The organism is Sediminibacterium sp. TEGAF015, from assembly GCF_025997995.1.
Classification (GTDB): domain Bacteria; phylum Bacteroidota; class Bacteroidia; order Chitinophagales; family Chitinophagaceae; genus Sediminibacterium.
In genome coordinates this window covers 2,823,216-2,845,682 of record NZ_AP026683.1, presented here as the reverse complement: position 1 = coordinate 2,845,682, position 22,467 = coordinate 2,823,216, and the positions used below count along the sequence as shown (strand labels likewise).

The window sequence follows — 22,467 nt, the reverse complement described above, 5'->3', positions numbered from 1 at the left end:
AAAACTACCATTTATGCTTGCTTAATAAAGTATTTTTTAGTAGCCGGCTGTTTGTGTTAACAAAGGATCGGCATTTAGCATCGTCAAAGAAAGTGGTAATAAGAACTTAGCTGTACTGCTAGGACTTAAATAAGCAGGATTTATATTGGCATACGTATATGCATCACCTGCTCTGCGCAGACTAAACCAACGCTTTCCTTCCCCTATGAATTCTCTAAGATCTTCTTCCAAAATGGCATTCATATTGGCAGTTTGGCTTCCACTCACAAATGGTGTGTAACCACTACCATAAGCTCTTAAACGAATCGCGTTAATTTCTGCAGAAGGATCTTCCCCTAATTTGGTTTTGGCTTCTGCTAACAACAACAACACATCTGCATAGCGATAGATGGGATAATCGTTATTGTAAATTTGAGAAGTTCCAGCAACGGTTCCCAAATACTTAGTCAACATTACTCCTCTAATAGCAAAAGGAGCTGCATTAGAATACATAACACGGAAGGAATTGCTGATTCTTTGATCTGCCAAGCCAGAAGTTAAACGGGTAATCATTGCCTGATTCATACCTACTCTGTTCGCTCCATTTACATATGGGTAAACAGAAGAAACCGTTGGTGTAGCAGCCTGTGAAAAGGACAGTGTATTTGCTTGAATGGAGTTAACAGAATAGTTACCAAAGAAAGTTAATTGAGCTTGCTGCAATTCATAGTTGATCGCAAAAATCATTTCTGCATTGTTCACTTTTTTGGTGGGATCAAAAATGTCGCGGTAATTGGCTTGCAAATTCAAGTTAGCACCCTGTAAATTTCTAACTTCTAACAATGCTGCTTTAGCAGTTGTAAAATCTGCAGCGCCGCCACCCATATGGGTTCCAGACCAAATGAAAACATCTCCTTTTAATACCAGTGTAGCTAATTTACTCCACACCACACGCTTATCAGTTGATACAGGTGTTGCAGTGCCAAACAGATCCAATGATTTAGCAATATCCGCTTTCACTTGTAACATGATAGAATCCGCACCTGTTCTGGGCTTATAAGTTTCTGCTGTATTGGTTAAGGTTGCAACTGGTTCTGTATTCAATGGCACAGCACCCCAGGTTCTGAGCATGGTATAATATACATAGGCTCTTAAACCATGCACTTCTGCCAAGATTCGCGTTTTCTCTGCTTCGGGCAAAGGTGTTTGAGGAATAATTTTAATGACATTATTAAAATTATACAATAGGTTATACAAACCTCCCCAGTTATTGAAAGGTACATTTAAGCTACTGATGTTGTGGCGATATAAGTTTTGCAAACCACCGTCAACACTCTCTGTGAACAATCCATCCACCCAAGTATCACCACGCATTTCACCTAACTGCTGAAAGGTACTGGCATAAGAGCGGAACAATCCATAAGTACCGTAATAAAGGGTTCTGGCAGCATTGGGATCTTTCAGTGCCTGGTCTTTGCTAATACTGCTTTGCGGTACTACTTCGTCTAATTTTTTGGTACAAGCTGCTGCTACCAGAACGATGAGTAGCGAAGCTGTTATAAATATTTTATTGTGTTTCATTGCTTTCATTTTAATTGCTGAACAATCCATTATAGGGTTACTCTTACGCCAATGGTTAATCTTCTTGGTAGCGGGAATTTACCTTGGTCAAATCCGCCCACTTCAGGGAAGTTGCCACTGTATCCAGACAGATAGAATAAGTTAGATCCTGTAACGTTTACGCTCAATCCTTTTACTCTATTAGCCAGGTATCTGCTAATTACAGAAGTAGGCAAATCATAAGCAAGGGTTAATTCTCTCAACATTACATAATCACCTTTCTCCCATAAATTGGCAGCTGGATTATTTCCACTTGCATCGGTTGCATAGTTTCTACCCTGGTTTGCCCAATAATATCTAGGCATGGTAGCTGTTGGATTGTCCGGTGTCCATGTTTTTAATACATCGGTAGTTGAATTCTGAGAACCTTGAACCTGACTCAATCCTCTTACAATTTGGTTGTTCAAAATCACGAAGCCGAATGCATAATCAAACTGTGCATACAAACGAATGCCTTTGAAAGAACTGGCTATGTTGAAGCCACCCATATGTTGAGGTGTTGTTCTACCTACATATACAAATTGTCTGCTATCAATGGTATCATTGGGATTTACCTGATGCCACTGTGCATCTCCCAGTTGTTTGATACGCTTGTTATTGTAAGGAAGGAAGGAATTGTACACATTCGCATCTCTTGCAATAGTGGATGGATCTGTATAAATGCCATTCCATTTTGGAGCCCAAACTTCATCTAAACCAATTCTTTGCCCTTCCACTAAACCACCTACATAAATTTGTTTTCCGGGGTTATTAGGATCCCATACAAAGAAACCGCTGGTTCTATTTCCTTCCAGACCATTAAAAGGTAATTTCTTTGCATAGCTTTTTACATGATAGTAGTTTGCGCCAACTGATAACGCAAATCCTCCATCTTTTTTAGGCTCAATGATTTTAGCATTTACTACTAATTCAATACCGCGATTTTGCAATTGTCCTAAGTTGGTGGTGAAACTGCTAAAACCGGTTTGAGAAGAAATATTTAATCCGGCTAATTTGTCAAATACATTTCTAACAAAATAGTCTACACTGAAACTAACACGCTCATTTAAAATGCCCGCATCCAATCCAATATTTAAACTGTTGGTGCGCTCCCATCTTACATCTGAGTTGATATAGTTGGCTACATAAGTACCTCCAAATCCATTGTAGGTTCCTGCATTGTTGTACACCTGTGAAGTAGCAAAGAATCCTAAAGAACTTACATTACCATTAACACCATAACTTAATCTTGGCTTAACTCTGGTAATATATTTAGACAAGAAAGAGTTTTTATAGAAAGCTTCTTCTTGCATATTCCATCCTAAAGAAACACCTGGGAAGGTTCCATAATAGTTTCCTTTTTTCAATCTGCTGGATCCATCTACTCTCACTACTGCAGTTAATAAGTAACGATTCATGAATGAATAGTTTACCCGTGCAATAGAAGAAGCAATTCTTTCCCACTGATCAAAATTGGTAGAAGCACCTGCAGGATTTACAATGGTTGTTCCCTGAACGTTTGGAGGCGTTGCAGCAGTTAACCAAGGAATTAAATCTGTTGGTGCACCTTGTGCAAATCCAGATGTAACATAGTTTTTGTAATCGTAGAATTCCATACCTGCCAATGCTGTTACATTGTGCTCTTTAAAACGCTTATTGAATTGCAAGAAAGCATTGGTGGTATACTGCATGGTTTTAGAAGTATTAAAACTGGCAGCTCTGTTGGTGTTCATAGCACCCCCATTACCTTGTTGAAAAGCTTTGGTAAAGAAATTATTGGCGGTATATTGATAATAACCAGAACCACTTGCCAATATTTTTAAATAAGGCAGAATCGTGTATTCTAAATTAATACCTCCTAAGAAACGTTGTTGATTGGTATTGTTTACGGTAAGATTGCTCCAGTAAGCTGGATTACCTAAAGTAACATCATTTGGACCAGGCAAAATTTCACCAGTTGCATAGTTGGTGTAACGAACTGTTGGAGCAACACCTACAAAACGCTGTAACAATCCACCCGCAGCACCCCCTTCTGGATCTACGTTGTTAAACCCTCCATATGGCAAAGCCTGCTCAACATTGTATGCACTGATATTGGTAGAAACTTTCAATCTTTCCCCAATATTCAATCCCCCGTTAAAATTTAAATTCATTCTTTTTAACTGAGATCCGATAATCATACCGTTATCTCTTACAGAACCCAATGACAATGCGTAATTGCCTTGATCGTTAGCTCCAGAGAAATTGATATTGTGTTCGCTGGTATTGTTCTGTTGCAAAATCATCATTTCTCTTTCTCTTGCACTGATATCAGTGAAGATGATACTATCCATTGTACCTGGAGCAAATGGATTAGGATCAACTAAAAGCTTCCATCTTGAATCATTCAGCAATGCACGATTTGCATTGTTTAATAATTGTGTGGTGTACAAACCAATATCTGTTCTCCATCCAGAGTTAACTGCCCAACCCCAGGCACCCAATAATTGACCACGGTCAGTGTTCATTGCATTGGTATTGTTGTCTAAGGAATCTCCACGGAATCTAGCCTGAATGCCCAGGCGATTCATGCGGATATAATCTGATGCGCTCAAATATTCAGACGGGTTTTTACGGATATAGTTGGTTGTGTTTTGATAAGAGTAGGTTACCTGCGCTTTGCCCTTTTTTCCTTTTTTAGTAGTTACCAATACAACACCATTGGCTGCTCTGGCTCCATATATTGCAGTAGTTGCCGCATCTTTTAAAAGGTCAATGGTTGCTACATCATTAATGTCTAACCCATATAAAGAAGGCACAATCACTCCATCAACAATAAACAAGGGTGTACCTCCTCCACCGAATTCTGTACCTCCTCTGAAAGTAATAGAAGGAGTTGTACCCGGTTGACCAGTACGTTGTTGAATTCGTAAGCCCGGGGCATTACCCTGAAGAACGGTTGCAACATTAGTAGTTGGTGAATGTTCAAATGCTTTTGGATTAACAGTAACCACAGCACCGGTAATCTCTTTTCTTTTCTGAGAACCGTAACCTGTTACTACTACGTCTTCCAATTCGGAAACAACAGCACTTAGGGAAAGATCCACAACAGCACTATTGCCAACTACAATTTCTCTGGTACCAAATCCAACCATAGAGAAAACAAGGGTAGATCCCTGGCTTGCTTCAATGGTATAGGTACCCTGAGCGTTGGTTTGGGTTCCTGTCTTTTTACCCTTGATGGTAACAGAAACCCCTGCAATCGGTTTGGCATCATCACTCAGGATGGTACCGGAGATTTTTTTTGTTTGGGCTAACAACACAGTGGAAAGCATTGTAAACAATGCAACCAAACTGAGTTTAAAGCGATTTGCGTTCATGGCAAGCAGTTTTAATTTTGTATTATGTATGACATAAAACTAATAATGTTTTTATTTAAAATCCAAAAAAACTTTAACAATTTTATAATATATTGATTTTTAGTATCTTATGAGTTATCTTAAAAATTGCTGCATTTTTGGTACCTTTAGTGTCTGGAATTAATAAGTTATACATAATCGAATGACCCTAGCCACGATTAAACATGAAATAAAACCCATGGACACCAGTAGTCTGGTGGACAAAGTGGAAGACAGCTTGGTAGATTTACTACAAAAACAAAAGCTGTCTGTGGGGGATGTAATCCCAAAGGAAATTGAACTTGCTGCTGCTTTAGGGGTGAGCAGAACTGTCATTCGCGAAGCCCTTACGCGACTTCGCATTATGGGATTGATTGAATCCAAAAAGAAAAAAGGATCTGTCATTACCAGCCCCGATATTTTTGGTCTGATGAGCAAGAGTATGAATCCGCATATTCTAGCTCCTGAAACATTGAAAGAGATATTTGAAATTCGGTTGGTATTAGAAATTGGAATGGCCGATTTATTGTTTCATAGAATTACCAAAGAAGATATTGCAGGCCTTCGTCAGATTGTATCAGACGAGCCACCAGCCACACAGTACCATCTATTTAATATTGAACACGAGATTGCCTTTCACGGAAAGCTGTATGAAATAACTGGTAATGAAACCCTAAAGAAATTCCAGAAAATGTTGTTGCCTGTTTTTGATTATGTGCACAACAGTGGGTTATTGAAAAAACAGCCCATGTTAAAGACATTCGTATCTCACAAAGAACTGGTGGACATTTTAGAGAACGGTTCTCCCGAAGAATTCCGCAATGGTATGCGGGTGCATTTGGAAAATCATTTTACCAGGCTGTTTGAATAATCATCATTTTTTGTGATCCAGTCCAAATAGTTTTCTTTGTTAATTACAGTAAATTTTGCATCTGGATAAGCTTTCTGAAAACCAAGTGGAACTTTGACTTTAGCTTCTTTCCACTTACATTCGAATGCATGTAATTGTCCATTATTCAATTCCAACAAATCAATTTCTTGACCATCATAAGTACGCCAAAAAAAATATTGTGGTTGATAATTATTGTAGCGGTTGAATTTCATCCGCTCACTCAAGAAATATTGTTCCCATAATTGACCAATATCATTTCGCTGACTTAATGGGCTAAAATTGTTAATCAAAGCATTGCGAATTCCATTATCAAAAAAATACCATTTTTTACTTTTGGACACTTCTTTTCTCAAGTTCTTACTATAACCTGAAACTGAGTATATGATAAATACTTTAGACAATAGGTCTAAATAACGCTCAACTGTAAGTTTATTTATTTGCAAATTTTTGGCTAGTTCAACAGTGCTAACCATACTTCCTACTTGCCAAGCCAACAATTGCAATAACTTATAAAGTATATCCGGACCTTTTACATTTTCAATCATTAGCAAATCCTTTAGCAGATAACTATTTACTAACTGTTTTAAATAATTTTCTTTCTCTTGAAAGGTATTCAAATGCCATAACTCTGGGTAAGACCCAAACACAAGCCTTTCTTCTAGATTTTTTACAGTTGTTAAGAAATCTTCTATTGAGGAAAGTTCTTGTTGAGCAATAGGATATAAATAATATTCAAGATTACGACCAACCAAAGGCTCACCTGTTTTATTGACTAAATCAAAACTGCTACTACCGGTAGCTATAACAGTAATACCCTTAATAGTATCTATCAATAGTTTCAATATTTTTCCAATCTCAGGAATTGATTGTGCTTCATCTATAATGAGTAATTTCTTACCCTGGGTTATTTGTTGATAATTGGTAACTGATCGATTTTGCAATAACTCAGAAACAAACAAATCCTCACCATGCAAAAGCATCGCCCCCTTCTGGTACTTTTCAACAATTTTCTCAATGATGGTAGTTTTACCAGTTCTTCTTGTTCCATACAAAAGGATAATTTTTTGTTGCCCAATCTTAGCTTCCACTTGCGTTTGTACAATACGAGGTATATCCATTTTTCAAAATTAGGTCGTTAAACTGTCTCAATTTACGTAAATTAAGTCGCTCAAGCAACCGAATTTTTATTTTTAGCCCCCCCTTTACTTTACTTAATTCTGCTAACAAAGGATTAGCTGCTCTACCCTATTCGGGTATGCGGCGAACTCCACTTTTATTCACCGCATATTTACGGTGGATAATGACTAATATGCGAAGAATAATACGTATATTCACTGCACAAAAGCGGCGAATATGTATATTCACGAAAAACCAAACTGGCCTGCATTCGAATGGGATAGCTCGAAACTGACTAAATTATTAGCAGAAATCCGCCATAGACAAGGCAAAATGCTAGGCAAAATGGAAACAGTAGGTTTTTCACTTCGGGCAGAATCTACCTTGGACAATTTAACCTTGGAAGTGGTTAAATCAAGTGAAATAGAGGGGGAATTCCTTGACTCCAATCAAGTACGTTCTTCCATTGCTCGTAAGCTTGGTATGGAGGTAAGTGGTGTAGTACCTTCTGATCGATATGTTGATGGGGTTGTTGATATGATGTTAGATGCTACTCAAAATTTTGAAAATACACTTTCAGAAGAACGTCTTTATGATTGGCATGCTGCTTTATTCCCGACAGGTAGAAGTGGTCTCTCTAAAATTACAGTGGGAGCTTGGCGAACAGGCGAAAATGGTCCTATGCAGGTTATATCGGGCACTTTTGGTAAAGAAAAAGTACACTTTGAGGCACCGGAAGCATCGAGAGTCTCGACCGAAATGGCATTTTTTCTAGATTGGTTTAATACAGAGAACGAACTTGATCCTGTATTGAAATCTGCCATTGCGCATTTATGGTTTGTAACCATTCACCCCTTTGAAGATGGGAATGGACGTATCGCAAGAGCCATTACTGATATGCAACTCGCGCGTGCAGATAGAACGACCCAAAGGTTTTACAGTATGTCGACGCAGATACGTGAAGAACGAAATAATTACTATAATATATTAGAGCAAACACAGAAAGGTTCATTAGATATTACCAAATGGTTAGAATGGTTTCTAACTTGTTTAGGGCATTCTTTTGATAGAGTGGAAACCACGCTACAACTAGTGAATTATAAAACTCAGTTTTGGGATGCTATCAGTAATATAGATTTGAATATTCGCCAATATACAATGCTGAACAAAATACTAGACGGGTTTGAAGGTAAGCTCAATACTTCTAAATGGGCAAAGATGACCAAATGTTCAACTGATACAGCATTACGCGATATTCAGGATTTAGTTACAAAGAAAATTTTGGTGAAGGAAGAAGCTGGAGGGCGAAGCACCAGCTACAAAATAAAAGAATAAAAATTGCAGCCGAAACCGAACAAATCTCGAAACATTTTTTGGAAGATTTGGAACGGTTGACCTCCCTAAGTGCGGAAGTTACTGCTATGGAATATTAAAAACTAAAATTCACTCCAAAAGAAAAAAACAGAAAAAAAAGAAAGCCATTTTGCTAACGGATATAAGATAACGAAGCACTATAAGTCCCGAAGGGTGGCGAAGCCATTATGCGTGCGCAGTTATCGTTATCCGTTACCTTTGCTTCCCTTTTTGTTTGTTTTTGCTACTTCTATAAATCCTTGTCCATATATTCTTCCAAAGAAGATTTCAGCTGGTCTAAAAATGAGGTTCGGGAACCGGCACGATATTTCATTCGGTGGAAAGAATTATGTAAATCCCCTAAGGTAATTTGAAACAATTTTTCGAAAACCAAACTGACTTTTCGTATCCCTACTTTACCATAGGAAAGAGAGCCATTCGCATACAGCGCATAAATCAGCTCTATTAAGGCATTTTTGGTATCTGTCCAAAGAATACCATCAGATGAGATACCGCTTGCAGAAAGAGAGCCTGCTATTTCATCATTGTTGATTTTTTGGAGTATGTAGGTATAGAGTAGCTCATTTGCTATTATCCGAGCCACCTTGTAATCATAGTAGGTTGAAAACAGCGGGTCAATTTCAAAGACGAAACTATTCAGCCCATCGTGGAAATTGATGTTGCCCAACCTAAAGTAAGTTTCATCACGGTCGGTTCTTCCCGAACGGTAATATCTGTAAAAATCTGAATTGTAGATATGCTCTTGGTATTCCTGTTTTAATTCTTGCAACTGTTCTGAAAAATAACTTGCGTACATTTTCCCTCCGTCGACAGGACAAGCGGTCTGTATGCGAAATATCTTATTGTGGTAAATGAGTTTAGAAAGGATGTATGGCTTAATGTTGCGAAAGAAATTGATTTCCTCCCAATGGTTTTTAAAACCTTGCTGGGTAATATCCTCTCTTATTGACCACAAGTATTCTTGCAGGTATATGGTCATCTGATACGCTTCATCAATGATATTAGGTGCAGACAGCGAAATTGCATTTTCTTTTCGCTGTATCTCCGAGATAATATGATTTAATGAAGATGTCATTTTTGTTAGTTTATTTACTGTACTTCTCGTAGGAAGACTATTGCAAGCGCTAAAACACCAAAAAATAAGTGTTGTATAGGGCTATCAACATCAATCTCCAATTCGTTGATTGCCGTTTCTAATTTGTTCAGCGTGTCGTGGTAAAATTGTTCCATACGGTTATTTTATGTTTTCATCCCAATAATAACTATCGGGATAAATCCTTTGCCCGAAAATAGCCGTACCCACTCTTATAATGGTTGCTCCCTCTGCAATGGCAGTTTCCAAATCGCCACTCATACCCATTGATAATTCCTGCATTTCTACGTTAGGAATGTTTAGAGTGATGATTTTTTGTTGAATATCTTTAAGCAATCGGAAACATTTACGCACTTTTTCGGTTTCGGCACTGAATAATCCTATTGTCATCAGCCCCTTAATTTTCAAGGTTTCCAACTGTGCAACCTGTTTTACCAATTCAATGGCATTGTCGGGGCTTGCACCAAATTTGCTTTCTTCAAAGGAAGTATTTACCTGTATCAAAACTTCTACGGTCTTGCTTTCAAACTGTAAGCGTTGGTGTAATTTTTCTGCCAAATCCAAACGGTCAAGCGATTGGATACAGGAAACATCATATTTCAAAAGGTCTTTGATTTTATTAGTTTGCAGATGCCCGATGAAATGATTGGTATGCGGAACATCGTTCAATGCTTCGTATTTTTCTTTGAGTTCCTGCACTTTGTTTTCGGCTATCAATGTTTGCCCTGCCTGCAACGCGATTTTGATACGCTCCGCAGGAACGGTTTTGGTTGCCAGTAGCAATTTTACGTCTTTAGGGCTTCTGCCGTTTTCCTTACAGGCGTTGTTTATCCGCTCTTGTATGACGGCAATGTTTTGTAAAATTTCTTCGTTCATACTTTCAATAATTAAAGATTATCGGTCTGCCAATACAGCCATTTTTTCAGGTGTAATTGTCCACCGTATCCATTTATCATCTGGTTTTGCTCCCAAACTTATATAAAATTTTTGGGCATCAACGTTATTGCCAAGTACAAACCAATTGAACTTTTTATATCCATTATTTAAGGCATATTGTGCAAGACCCTTGAGCAATCTTTTACCGATGTTGTTCCCTCTTTGATTGGAATCAACATACAGCCATTTGAGCATTAATGAGGGCTTTAGGGTGTGCATAAAGGGGATGATATAGTGAACGGCTATACCCACAAGTTTGTTATTGCCTGCATCTGCAACAATAGCACCAAATTGTGGATTTTTTCCAAACCCTCTGCTCAATAAGTCGCTTTCCGAAAGGCTAAAATCGGTATCGCCCTCAAACAAAACAATCCCTTCCATTAACCGTAAGAGTTCAGGAACATCTTGCTCTTTCATTTCTCTGATTATTATTTCGTTTTTCATTTGTCTGATTTATATCGTTATTATTTTATTCCTATTTATTGCAGATTGATTTTTCTTCCAATTCTTTTATCAGTACCGATTTTACTGATGTAAACGTGTGGTCTTTGGCTTCGGCAAATGAAATATTATATATACGTTCTATGCTATGCAATTCCGTTGGAAATCGGGATAACAGTTTGTTGTAATACTCGTCTAAAACCTGTTGAATAGGCATTTGAAAATTTATCCGTAACTGAAACCGTCTTAACAAAGCTGTGTCAATAATTTCAGCGTGATTGGTGGCACATAACAACAATGCTTTTTCAGGATAATAGTCTATCAACTGTATTAAAGTGTTTACTAATCTCCGCATTTCGCCTACGTCTTTATCATCGTTGCCCCTTGCTTTTCCGATTTGGTCAAACTCGTCTAAAAACAAAACGGCTTTTTCCCTGCCTGCTTTGTCAAATATCTGTTTGATATTCTGCGATGTTTCGCCAATGCGTGAACAGACTACATTGCTCAAATTGAGGATAAGGATATTTTTACCCAATGCCTGTGCTATGGCTTTGGCAGTCATCGTTTTGCCACAACCCGAATTGCCGTGAAGCAATACTTTGTTGTTTACAGGCAGTCCGTATTGGTTTAATTCCTCGATAAATTTATGCTCCTTAATAAGCTGTTCAAACTTTTGCCTGTTGGCTTCATCAAGAAATATATCGTTTAAAGCTACCTGTTCTTTGTCGTTTATAATAAGGTCAAATACGTTCATTCAAAAAATAAAATTGAGGTCGGGAATGGATTTGAACCACTGTGAAAGGTATTGCGTACCCTTGTCTAACCACTCAACCACCCGACCATTTTTGTAAAAAAGGCGAACCGATTAACCCTGTGGAATATGAAATTATCCAACAGGGTTAAGTCCGCCTTGTCCGTTATTTCCACCAATAGTAATAATTGTGATTGCCGTCATATTCAAAACCGCAACGTGGATAGAGCTTGTTGCCAATATCGTTTGTTTTTTCGGTTTCAAGCATCAATCCGCAAGCTCCTGTTTCATCACACCATTGTTTTGCTCTGTCTATCAATGCCACCGAAAGCCCTTTGCCACGATAATCGGGATGAACAAACAAATCGCTCAACAACCATTGCTTTGCCAATTTGATGTAATGATACAGTTTGTACAACTGAACAAATCCGACTGCTTTGTCGCCTGCATACACCACAAAAATGTGTGATTGGTCATTGTTCAAGCGTTCCTCTATGAATTTTTTGCATCTTTCATAATCGTCCGCTTGGCGGTAAAAAACCCGATAAAGGTTAAATAATTCTGCTGTTGTGTCTAAATCTTTCAGACCTACTTTTTCGATGTTGTACTCCATTGTTTAAAACTATTTTGATTTATCAAACAAAAGTATTTACAAACAGGACTATATTTGTAGTCCAATTTATAGATAAAAGGTAGTCCACAATGTTGCCATACGAACACATCATCATTATAGAGAAAGACAGTAAAGTTCCCGTTTACAGGCAGATTGCTATATCAATCATCAATGCTATCAGAAACGGTACTTTGAAAGCTGGAACGCACCTGCCAAGTAGCCGTGAATTAGCCAAAACATTGGGCGTACACCGTAAGACTGTGATTGCAGGTTACGAGGAACTGGACGCACAAGATTGGATTATGATTGTTCCGAGAAAGCACGTTGCCGTTTCGGGACATATCCCACTGCTGAAACCGCAAAAATGGGGCGAACCCAATACGGTTACTGCTTATGAAAAGGATTTGAATGTACCTTTTAGAATTATCGAAGAAAATACATTTGGCGAAAATGGTATTTCTTACCCTGATGTTGTTATTGATGACGGACACCCTGACGTAAGATTATCGCCAATAGATGATTTGTTGAAAACATACCGTTCGCTTACTTCAAAAAAATACGCCATTAAAAATGCTAACATTGGAACAACGCAGGGAACTTTGAAACTTCGGGAAGAGCTGGTTAATTATTTGTCTGAAACAAGAGGGTTAAATATTTCGGTTGATAATATTTTGATTACTCACGGGGCACAAATGAGCATTTATTTATCTGCCCAACTGCTTTTAGAGCATTCGTCTAAAATCATTGTAGGTAATCCTAATTATCCTGTTGCCAATAAAACATTTGAGGAAACCGAAGCGAAAATCATCGAGGTAAATGTAGATGATAAAGGTATTGATACCGATGCTATTGAAAAGATTTGCAAACGTCAAAAAATTGATGCCGTGTATGTCATTCCGCACCACCATTACCCTACAACGGTAACATTAAGCATAGACCGGAGAATGAAACTGTTAGAACTATCTCAGCACTATTCTTTTGTGATTATTGAAGATGATTACGACTATGATTATCATTATACTTCCTCGCCTTACTTACCTTTGGCAAGTGGCAACCACAACGGAAACGTGATTTATATAGGTTCATTTTCCAAGATATTAGACCCTGCTTTACGTATGGGCTTTATGGTAGCTCCAAAAAATTTTATCGAACAATGTACGGCTTTCAGAAAAATAATAGACGTAGGTGGCGATGGCTATATGCAGAATGCTTTGGCTACATTGATAAAAGAAGGCGAACTTAAAAGACATCTGAAAAAGGCAAAGAAATGTTATCACGGACGCAGAGATTTTTTAGATGCGTTGATGAAAGAAAAATTAGGCAAGTACGTTTCTTATACGTTGCCGACAGGCGGAATGTCTATCTGGATCAAACTAAACCCTGACTATTCTATTGCCCGACTTGTTGCCAATACGCAGTTTAAAATTATCAGGTGGAATGCGGAACAAAACGCATTTCGGTTTGGTTTTGCTTCGATGGATGAAAAAGAACTGACACAGGCTGTTGAGGCTCTAAAGATGGAGTTAGAGAAAGAATAAAAATTTACTTAATATACTATCCAACTCCTCTGAAATGGAGGGCTTACAATTTTCTCCCTTTCTTCTTTTTTTTCATCCGAATAGCAAACTGTTCTTCTTCGTAATCCTCGCCTTTTACATCAGGTAACAGGCTAAACAATCCCATATCGAAATTGTGAGAATGTTCCTGCGAGATAAACTCGAAAAGGTCTTTGGTCGGTTGGTGATATATGGTGTTCGGATTGGAAACAGGGTTGTCCTGTATCTTCAATTCGGGCTTGTTTCCGTTGTTCCACCAATCATTAAACACATTTGCCGATAGGTTTCTATCCAAAGCCGAACCGTTCCAAACACTTCGGCTTTCGTGGTCAATAAAAGTTATACCGTAAATCCGTCCGTTATCGTTCCTGCGAACAACCGTATTAATACCGTGTTCGGTCAATTGTTTTCTAAATTCTATTTCGTTGCTTGTCGTGTACATAGCCAATTCAACGATATTCTTTAGAACTGACCTTGCAGGGTTGGTTTTCATTTTCTCTTTGGACTGCTCGAAGTGCTTTTGTAGTTGTGCAATGCCTGTTTCTTTCCCGAAAAGCGATGCTTTGAAAGGATTGCTTACCTTGTTGCCGTTCTCGTCCAATGCTACATACACCAATCCGTTTACCGTCTGACCGTTACGTTCGCCTTTGACTTCCTCTGCTGTAATGTTGAAAAGTGACAATAAGGCATTGTAGCTTCCCATAGTCGGAAAGCTGTAATATTTTGGCAAATGACGGACTACCGAAGCCATTTGGCTTTTAATATCGCCTTTCTGCTGTTCTACCTTTTTGAAAATTCTATCGGCTTGTTTCTGCTCCTGCTCGGTTGCTTTGTGCAGGTTGTATTTCTGCTCCAAATCCCGACAGATAGCCATTGAGCGTGGGTGGTCGTAATCATCGGGGATTTTCTTGCCGTCAATGCCTACACAGGTCGAAACGATATGGATATGCGTTCGGTCAATGTCCGTATGTTTAAAAATGATATAAGGCTGACTGCCGTAGCCCATACGTTCCATATACTCCTGGGCCATTTCCGTAAATTGTTCATCGCTTACATTGTCTTTCGGGTCGGGGTTCAACGAAATATGCCGTACCGTCTTTTCTGTTTTGATATTTGCCGATAGATATGGCTCAAAGCACTTGTTAAAATACGCTACGGAATACCTGCCGTTCATTGTATCGGGTATCTTGTTCAGCAACAAAACCGCTCCGTTTTCCCTGTCCACTTTCTGCTGATTGTACAAAATTGCACCGTACATATTGCTCCCTTTTCCGATTTTTGCAATCATAACTTTACTCTTTTTTCAGATGTTTTTCTTCAAATTCTTGTGTTAAACGGATAACTTTTTTAGTAACTTTTACCAATTCTATCGTTTCTTTTTCCAATTTAAAAAGGTATGTTCCTGCTTTTTTCTCTGAAAAATTTCGGTACAATATCTTCACAATCTGATTATAATTTGTTCCGATTGCTCGGAACTGGCTAAAAAAGCGGGTCAACTTTTCGTGATATTCGATAGCATCCATATCAATTTTGACGGTTTTTACCGTCTTTTGAAAGATACAGGCTGTGATAAAATGAGCAATTACTTTCATTTCTGACTGGTCAAAGAGTGCAAGAAACTTGGCATTATCCTGTGCATTCAGGTTGATGGAATACCGATTGACGGCAGGGTCAATCTTTGGTTTTCGTCCTGTTTTCCTAATCTGTTTTCTGTTTTTCTCTTCCATAATAAAATCCATTTTAAATTTTAAACAAACGAGCGACTTCGGAGCCGTTTCCAGCCCCCTGCAAGGGCAAGTGCTTTTGAGGTACGGAAATTTATTTCAAGTACCTCAAAAGATAACTTGCTCTGAACAAGGGTTCAGAAAAATCCGTTTTGCAAACGGATTGGGGTTAGCCGAAAAGACCAACCGCTTCCATTACAAATTTCGACAAGAGTATTTGAATAACAGCTATTTACAACCACGCCTTTGAACGCCAAATAGTGCCACTGAATGCCAAATGACATCTTGCTACCATAGACAAAAATCAAGTGCAATTGGGGAATATTGGAGAAGTGTTATAATTATTTTAAAAATATTTTTACATTTTTTATTAACTGTCAGAAATATTTTTATATATTTGCATCATAGTTCTTTGAAAAGATGTTTTGAAAGCTAATTACTAAGTGGAGCTTTACTTTTTTGTTTAATTATTTAAACAACCCCATTGGGGTTTCGGGTCAATCCTCTTATCTGTCCCTCGAAATATCCCAATCCCCTAATCAGGTCATAACTGATGGAGATTACATAAGGATATCAGAAGATGAGATATTATTGGAATTGATTTGAATGCTTCTTGTTGTTTTAAAAGAAGCAGGGATTTTAAAGTGGTGTATAGAGAACATTGTCTACGCATTTAGTAATTGGCTATTGTTAAATAAGCAGGGAGCAATAGTGCCCCAATAACTAAAAAACTTATTTATTATGTCTCGATTAAAAAGACTTCAAAACATCGATGGTTTGATAGAAACATTACAAATCGTCTTAAAGAGCCAGTGTTCTCTTTCGGAGAGTGACGTTAATTTATTAAATGATGCAGTTGCAAAATTGAATAGATTAAGAACAAAAAAAGGTTTGACGGATAAGCATTACCAAATGGAAATTGCCGATATCGTTGAGCTGATTACCAAGTTTTTAATTTAATGCTACTGAGTTATGAAACAGATTTTACGAGAAACACGCTTCCGACACCCTTTAAATTTTTCCATTTAATATCAACTAAAATGAACTTAGGCACAGTCATAAAAGATATCAGAAAACAACGGGGGCAAACTCAAACAGAGTTTGCCGAAAGTTGTGGTATCACTCAAACATATTTATCTCAAATAGAGAATAATGCCAAAGAGCCCAATTTGGCAACTCTTAAAGAGATAAGTAAAAAACTTGATTTGCCTCTACCTATATTATTCTTCTTGTCTCTAAACGAGGACGACATTTCCCCAGAGAAAAGGAAGGCTTTTGAAATTATCAATCCATCCGTAAAATCTCTGATAAATGAGTTCTTTAGAGTGGAGAGGTAAGTTACATTTCCCGTCAATTATTGGCAAGTCAAAAAAGGAATTGGATGATTTTGCCAAAAACATTGACAATCATTATAGGGAATAGTACGAGACAAAAATTAACAAAAAGACAAATCAGCCTAAAACGTATAAAGATGGTACGATTAAGCGGAGAGCAATAAGACCGTCAAAAACTCCCTTGAAAATAATCCAAAAGCAGATAAAAGACCGTATTCTTTCTTTGATTGAATTACCCGAAAATGTACACGGTGGTGTCAAAAAGCGAAGTAATATCACAAATGCCAAGCCACATCAGGGAAAGAAATATAAGTTAACCACTGATTTGCAGGATTTCTATCCCTCGATAAAAGCAAAGAGAATTTATGATACATTCATTGAGTTGGGTTTCAACGCTCAATGTGCTTTTTATATAACCCGACTAACAACGTGGAAAGGGGAACTGCCACAGGGTACACCAACCAGTACACATATTTCAAACATCGTGTTTTTAAAAACCGATTATCAACTTATAGAACTTTGTAAAACCCATAATATTACATATACGAGGTATATAGATGATTTAACCTTTTCGTCCCAATCTGATTTTCAGAATGTCATTGGAGAAATCTTAGATATTGTTTTACAGAGTGGCTTAAAAATCAGCCGACGGAAAACCTTTTATAATGGTTCTCAAACCGTTACAGGAATTAAAATTTATCTTCACAAGATAGATGCACCCGAAAAGATTATTACTAAGGCCAAAGAGGAAGAGGCATTACCTGACGGAATGGTGAAACCTTATACGAATTATCGGAATAATATTTTAAAAACAAACAAAAGGAAAAAATAAACCAATGACTCCATCCGAAAAATTTGTATCTGAATTATGTGAGAAATCTTTCCTGCCGTTCTGGAGTTTTCCAAGTCCTTTAGGAAAGAAAAATAAAGAGTTATGTGATGTATTAGTGGTTTGTGAAAACTCCGTCATAATTATATCTATTAAAGATATAAAGGTTTCGGAACATTCAGATGAAAATATCCAATACGAAAGATGGCAGAAAAAAGCAATTCTAAGCTCAATTGACCAAATATATGGTGCAGAAAGGTTTCTAAAAAATGTCAATGAAATAACGCTTAGTGATAAGGTTACTAAAATTCAGCTTCCACCACGTTCCAACAGAGAGATATTTAGAATTGCAATAGCTTTTGGTGGAAAAAAAGAATATCCATTAGAAACAGGAGAATTTGGAAGTGGGTTTGTCCACGTGTTTGACGAGCAATCTACTTTTACGGTTTTATGTGAATTGGACACGATAAATGATTTTGTGAACTACTTGAAAGCCAAAGAAAAGTTTTTGGCTAACAAAACCATTATGGTTCCGAGAGAAGTTGATTTTTTGGCACTCTATCTCAAAACATCCTTAGAATTTGATTTTATACCTGATGCGGTTGTTCTTGATGAAGGTATGTGGGAAGATTATTTAGAAGATGATGAATATAAGTATTGGCAAAAAGAAATTCCTCAAAGCTATGTGTGGGATGAAATAGTATCCCAACTCCATACCATTCACGTAAAAAACAAAAGAGACCACACTTTAGTATCCGACTTAGAAAGAGCTACAAGAATAATCGCATTAGAACCCCGAATAAACAGAATGGAATTAGGAATGTGTTTGATAGATGCGATTAAGAAAAAAGTAAGGGGACGAATGATGCCTCCACTTGAAGGAAGCGACCATTCTTATGTTTTTATGCCTTTAAGCCACAAAAACTGGGAAAGTAAGGAAAAGGAGTTACAGCTTAGATGTTTAGTCGCAAGAAAGGAAAGCAAAAATGCTCCAAAAGTTATCGGAATTGCAATTGGAAAAAGCCCAACGAATGAACATATATTCGACATAGCTTATTTTGATATTCCGGAACTGAATGAGGAAATGTTGAAAAAAATAGAAGAAGCAAAACAAGAGCTGGGGTATTTTAAAAATCCAGCTATAAGCCATAGTAAAGATATGAGGAAATAAGTAAATGCTTCTCTGTATTCAATGGTAACTTACAATAAAAAACAACTGTACAAAAAAACTGCTTGCATTATTTGTCAGATTGCCATATTTTTATTAAACAAAAATTGGCTACCTTTGCGGTAAGAAATGGCACAGTTAGATTACATAAAAGATATAGCAAAATATGGTCTTGAAAACGACCAAGAACGCTTATTGTCTGTGCTAAACGAGTTGATAGAACATTCAAAAAAAACTAAAAAGCTCAACTTTGCCATTCAACTCCAATCCATTCTAAAAGATGCTTTAAGATTTCAAAAAACGAACGGACTAACTAAAGTTGGTTCGGAAGCATATTTGAATAGAATTGAAGACAAAGAAATCTCTGAATTGATTTTAGAGAAAATCACCTCTGATTATACCTTAGATAACATTATTGCAAATGAAAAGGTATATAATGAGTTGATGTTCTTTATTGAAGAACATCAAAAGATAGAAGTATTAAATCAGTTTGGCTTACCTGTTTCCAATAAGTTGCTATTATATGGTCCGTCAGGATGTGGAAAAACCTTGGCTTCTTATGTTATTGCAGGAGAATTGGAAAAGATGATGGTTGTTATCAATTTAGGTGCAATCGTATCTTCTAAATTAGGCGAAACAAGTAAGAACCTTTCCAAAATATTCAAACAAGCTGCCATTGAAGATTGTATTATCTTCTTGGATGAATTTGATAGCTTGGGTAAAATCAGAGATTACAGTCAAGACCACGGAGAGATGAAACGTGTTGTCAATACTATTCTTCAATTGTTTGACTATCTCCCTCAAAGTAGCATTGTTATTGCAGCCACCAATCAAAAAGATATGTTGGATGAAGCCTTATTAAGAAGGTTTGACAATATCATAGCGTTTCAATTACCTAATGAAATCGAAATTAAGAAGCTAATCGATTTGGTATTGCAAAATGGCAATTTCAAATTTGATAATAAAACTGCTGCAAACAGAATTATAAAGCAATGCATAGGTTTATCCTATTACAGCATCCAAAAAACACTCATTACCGCAATAAAACGCACTCTGTTTGCAACCAAAGAGCCACAAAAAATATTGTCTGCCAAAATAGATACTTCCATTTGGCAGAAACTTGTTGAAACAGAAAAACAGTCATTAAACGTCTAATGCTTCCGCTTCTAATCCTGCATCAAGGTTAATGTCTTGGATTGCTTCAACTTCATTTACCAACTGAATTTCATCGTATAATTTTCCCGTATTATTTTTTATAGTTTCTTCTATTGTTAATACTATTGAAAACCGAAATTCTGTAGGATAATTTTCAGGTAAGCCCCCAACAATTTGTTCAGATAATTTAGCGTGTAGAGCCAATTTGAATGTATTGGTTTCATTACTCAAATCGTCTACACTAACATTCAAAGTTATTTTCTGGGTGTTAGAATATGGCAATGGCTTTGAAACATATCTACCATTTTCTGACCAGGATAAAGTACTGCGAAGTTTAGAGGTAAACTTAGCTTCCTTATCATCAGCTTTCATAATATCATCAGCAGAATGATTTTTGAAAATACTATAAGCCATATGGATAGGATTGTATGAGAGTTGATTATTTCTGATTGGTAAAAATTTAAAGCATAAGGTAGCTGTAATTTTCAATCTTTTCTTCACTTTACCTAAATCATCCTCCACCAAATATTTTGGGAAGTTGATAGGATATATCCTTATTTTTCCACTCTCAATAGTATCTTCCAAAATAAGCGTTGCAGAATTTTCATCTGAATACAAACTTTTAAAATCATCCACTAACCCATTCCCTGCAACTCTATTTCTTAATTTAGAAACATTAGAGGCAAATGGTATCAAATTTAAGGATGCTCCGTTTATAATGAGAGCCTTAACACTTTCATTTGATAGGGCAGGATAATTCTTTATAATTTTTGCTGCAAGATTAGCAACCAAAGGAGTTGCAAAACTCGTTCCTACTTCTTGCATAATCCCGATTTCTGAACGAGCTGACAATAACGTGATTGCAGGTTCATCCATCCAATCCAAAGCGTTTTCATTATAATATCCTACATCTCCGCCACTTTCGATTACATCTGGCTTGAAATAGTTTTTATTTGTTTTCTTAGCATTGTATATTGTAGACAAATCAATATGCCCTTTTCTTGTGTATAATGCAGGAAATTCCCTGCCGTTGGCAATACCTAAGAAAGCACCATCCGTTAAATTATCGGCTGCTGCCCCAACAGTAAGATTATTTAGACTGTCTGCTGGTGTTGATAAATTGGTGTGGTCGCCGTGAAAATAGGAAAGGTCGTAGCTTGTATTTTCATTGATGCAGTTGAGGTTATTTCCCGTACAAATAAAGATAAGACTGTTTGTCTCATAGGCAAATTTATCCAAAGCGTAAGTGTAGTCAGAGAAAGCCTCATTTTTGTACATAAAATTACCATAACAAGTGGTCAGTGTAAACAACCTGATTTCAGGATATTTAGCCTTAACAGCATATAGCATTTTTAGTAAATCGACCTCTGAAATATAACCATTGCCATTATCACTGATTTTGATTGAAAGTAATTTTGCATCCGCTATTACATTGTCCACAAAGTTGTTTCTATGGTTATGTTTACCTAAAGCCACTAACCCTGCTACCGCTGTACCGTGTCCTAACCTATTTCTTCCCGCTTGGTCTATCAATGGATTTCCAGCAAGAGTAAAAGTAGTATCATTAATGATTAAAGGGGCTAAAGCTGTTTGTTGACTAATTCCAGTATCAATAATTCCAACAACAGGTAAATCTTCCCCTGCATTCTGAATATTAAAACCGAATTGACGTTCTACGGTATTAAATTCACTTGGTCTTACAGTGGTAAATGCAGAGCAGGTAGCACTTTCGATTATATCAAAGTTTTGGATAATTTTTTCAATTTGTTCTGGGGTTGGATTTTGTAATTCTATTCTGTCATTTTCAGTATCATATTTATAGACAATACCATTAGCTTCTAAATAAGCTACCAATGATTGAACAATCTGCTGTTTAACAGCATCATCCAAAGGCAAGTCCATTAACGATAGATACACAATATCTCCAATGTTTTCTAACCTAAATTTTAAAATATCATTTGCTCTTAACAATTTGAAACCAGATATATATTTAACATAGTTGGAGTACTTTAAGTCTTGGTTTCCATCTAATTCGTATTCAATAAAGTTATTTACATTGGCAATAAATGTTTGGAATTTATCACGGTTGGCAACAGCAAACAATCCTTTTTTAGCAAAATCATAAAAGGCGGTTGCCTCTAATCCAAAATCGTTGTAATAATCTTGGAAATACTTGTTTATAACAAATTGGTCTTGAAAAGTAATTTGTACGTAATCTATATCATACGGTATTTCCAATGTGCGGTCTTTCGCATTGTATTTTGCGTCTAAATCGCTTTCAAATTTTTCTAAATCTGCTTTAAATGACGTTGCTAACCTAACATAGTTTTTAGGTGCGTTGTCTTCATCGTCTTTATTGTTGTCAAAGCCATAATTGTACTTAAAGTCTTTAACTTCAGACAATTGCTTTTCGCTTAAGAATTTTAGGTGAGATTTATTTGCCATTAATTCCACTTATTTGTTTAGGTTATTTTGCTATGTAAATATTTGCAAAATAGACTTCTGTAATAAACCGTAAAGATACTAAAAG

Annotated in this window: 19 protein-coding genes and 1 tRNA gene; 8 read left to right on the top strand and 12 right to left on the bottom strand. The window is 36.9% G+C overall.

All coding sequences use genetic code 11. From position 1 onward, the window contains the following. Positions 1-36: 36 nt before the first annotated feature. The gene (locus TEGAF0_RS12675) at positions 37-1,560 is read right to left on the bottom strand and encodes a RagB/SusD family nutrient uptake outer membrane protein (protein WP_264898761.1); all 1,524 of its coding nucleotides are present in this window, start codon (positions 1,558-1,560) and stop codon (positions 37-39) included. A 29-nt stretch (positions 1,561-1,589) separates the two neighbouring features. Next, on the bottom strand, positions 1,590-4,937 hold the full coding sequence (locus tag TEGAF0_RS12670; RefSeq protein ID WP_264898760.1) for a SusC/RagA family TonB-linked outer membrane protein: 3,348 nt from the start codon (positions 4,935-4,937) through the stop codon (positions 1,590-1,592). A 217-nt stretch (positions 4,938-5,154) separates the two neighbouring features. Here TEGAF0_RS12670 and TEGAF0_RS12665 point away from each other — a divergent pair, with 217 nt between their 5' ends. After that, positions 5,155-5,826 (top strand): FadR/GntR family transcriptional regulator, encoded by a 672-nt coding sequence (locus TEGAF0_RS12665; RefSeq protein WP_264898759.1) that lies wholly within the window; start codon positions 5,155-5,157, stop codon positions 5,824-5,826. On the opposite strand, the gene TEGAF0_RS12660 is transcribed toward TEGAF0_RS12665, so the two are convergent. Continuing rightward, positions 5,802-6,965, bottom strand: a complete 1,164-nt coding sequence (locus tag TEGAF0_RS12660) for an ATP-binding protein (RefSeq protein WP_264898757.1) — start codon at positions 6,963-6,965, stop codon at positions 5,802-5,804. The genes TEGAF0_RS12665 and TEGAF0_RS12660 overlap by 25 nt on opposite strands. 235 nt (positions 6,966-7,200) lie before the next feature. Here TEGAF0_RS12660 and TEGAF0_RS12655 point away from each other — a divergent pair, with 235 nt between their 5' ends. Continuing rightward, positions 7,201-8,298 carry a Fic family protein gene (locus tag TEGAF0_RS12655; protein ID WP_264898755.1) on the top strand — a complete coding sequence of 366 codons (1,098 nt, stop codon included), beginning with the start codon at positions 7,201-7,203 and terminating at the stop codon, positions 8,296-8,298. Positions 8,299-8,566: 268 nt separating this feature from the next. Here the strand turns inward: TEGAF0_RS12655 and TEGAF0_RS12650 are convergent, their stop codons facing one another. The 6 genes from TEGAF0_RS12650 to TEGAF0_RS12625 all read right to left on the bottom strand — a co-directional run bounded on the left by TEGAF0_RS12650 (position 8,567) and on the right by TEGAF0_RS12625 (position 12,171). Next, positions 8,567-9,412, bottom strand: a complete 846-nt coding sequence (locus TEGAF0_RS12650; RefSeq protein WP_264898753.1) for an RteC domain-containing protein — start codon at positions 9,410-9,412, stop codon at positions 8,567-8,569. A 159-nt stretch (positions 9,413-9,571) separates the two neighbouring features. Beyond that, positions 9,572-10,306, bottom strand: a complete 735-nt coding sequence (locus TEGAF0_RS12645; protein ID WP_264898751.1) for a YggS family pyridoxal phosphate-dependent enzyme — start codon at positions 10,304-10,306, stop codon at positions 9,572-9,574. An 18-nt stretch (positions 10,307-10,324) separates the two neighbouring features. Then, positions 10,325-10,810: a GNAT family N-acetyltransferase gene (locus TEGAF0_RS12640; protein WP_264898749.1), complete on the bottom strand. Its 486-nt coding sequence runs from the start codon at positions 10,808-10,810 to the stop codon at positions 10,325-10,327. Positions 10,811-10,841: 31 nt separating this feature from the next. Further along, a complete protein-coding gene (locus TEGAF0_RS12635; protein ID WP_264898747.1) occupies positions 10,842-11,561 on the bottom strand; it encodes an AAA family ATPase in 720 nt (239 codons plus the stop codon). A gap of 16 nt (positions 11,562-11,577) precedes the next feature. After that, a tRNA-Cys gene (locus TEGAF0_RS12630) sits at positions 11,578-11,648 on the bottom strand. A gap of 76 nt (positions 11,649-11,724) precedes the next feature. Further along, entirely contained in the window at positions 11,725-12,171 is a 447-nt protein-coding gene (locus TEGAF0_RS12625) for a GNAT family N-acetyltransferase (RefSeq protein ID WP_264898746.1), read from the bottom strand. An 89-nt stretch (positions 12,172-12,260) separates the two neighbouring features. Between TEGAF0_RS12625 and pdxR the strand changes: the two genes are divergently transcribed. Beyond that, positions 12,261-13,709: a MocR-like pyridoxine biosynthesis transcription factor PdxR gene (gene pdxR / locus TEGAF0_RS12620; protein WP_264898745.1), complete on the top strand. Its 1,449-nt coding sequence runs from the start codon at positions 12,261-12,263 to the stop codon at positions 13,707-13,709. A gap of 43 nt (positions 13,710-13,752) precedes the next feature. Here pdxR and TEGAF0_RS12615 read toward each other — a convergent pair whose 3' ends face one another. After that, positions 13,753-15,015 (bottom strand): relaxase/mobilization nuclease domain-containing protein, encoded by a 1,263-nt coding sequence (locus TEGAF0_RS12615; RefSeq protein WP_264898744.1) that lies wholly within the window; start codon positions 15,013-15,015, stop codon positions 13,753-13,755. 4 nt (positions 15,016-15,019) lie between these two features. Then, complete coding sequence (gene mobA, locus TEGAF0_RS12610; RefSeq protein ID WP_264898743.1) at positions 15,020-15,466, bottom strand: conjugal transfer protein MobA; 447 nt, start codon at positions 15,464-15,466, stop codon at positions 15,020-15,022. A gap of 726 nt (positions 15,467-16,192) precedes the next feature. Here mobA and TEGAF0_RS12605 point away from each other — a divergent pair. The 5 genes from TEGAF0_RS12605 (at position 16,193) to TEGAF0_RS12585 (ending at position 19,937) form a co-directional block, all read left to right on the top strand. Beyond that, positions 16,193-16,411, top strand: coding sequence for a hypothetical protein (locus tag TEGAF0_RS12605; RefSeq protein WP_264898741.1), 219 nt, complete (start codon positions 16,193-16,195; stop codon positions 16,409-16,411). A gap of 80 nt (positions 16,412-16,491) precedes the next feature. Further along, on the top strand, positions 16,492-16,788 hold the full coding sequence (locus TEGAF0_RS12600; RefSeq protein WP_264898739.1) for a helix-turn-helix domain-containing protein: 297 nt from the start codon (positions 16,492-16,494) through the stop codon (positions 16,786-16,788). Positions 16,789-16,885: 97 nt separating this feature from the next. Next, a complete protein-coding gene (locus TEGAF0_RS12595) occupies positions 16,886-17,617 on the top strand; it encodes a reverse transcriptase family protein (RefSeq protein ID WP_346347641.1) in 732 nt (243 codons plus the stop codon). Between the two features lie 4 nt (positions 17,618-17,621). Beyond that, the gene (locus TEGAF0_RS12590) at positions 17,622-18,785 is read left to right on the top strand and encodes a nuclease-related domain-containing protein (RefSeq protein WP_264898737.1); all 1,164 of its coding nucleotides are present in this window, start codon (positions 17,622-17,624) and stop codon (positions 18,783-18,785) included. Positions 18,786-18,911: 126 nt separating this feature from the next. After that, positions 18,912-19,937 carry an AAA family ATPase gene (locus TEGAF0_RS12585; protein ID WP_264898735.1) on the top strand — a complete coding sequence of 342 codons (1,026 nt, stop codon included), beginning with the start codon at positions 18,912-18,914 and terminating at the stop codon, positions 19,935-19,937. Here the strand turns inward: TEGAF0_RS12585 and TEGAF0_RS12580 are convergent. Then, on the bottom strand, positions 19,926-22,382 hold the full coding sequence (locus TEGAF0_RS12580) for a S8 family peptidase (protein WP_264898734.1): 2,457 nt from the start codon (positions 22,380-22,382) through the stop codon (positions 19,926-19,928). The genes TEGAF0_RS12585 and TEGAF0_RS12580 overlap by 12 nt on opposite strands. Between the last annotated feature and the right edge of the window lie 85 nt (positions 22,383-22,467).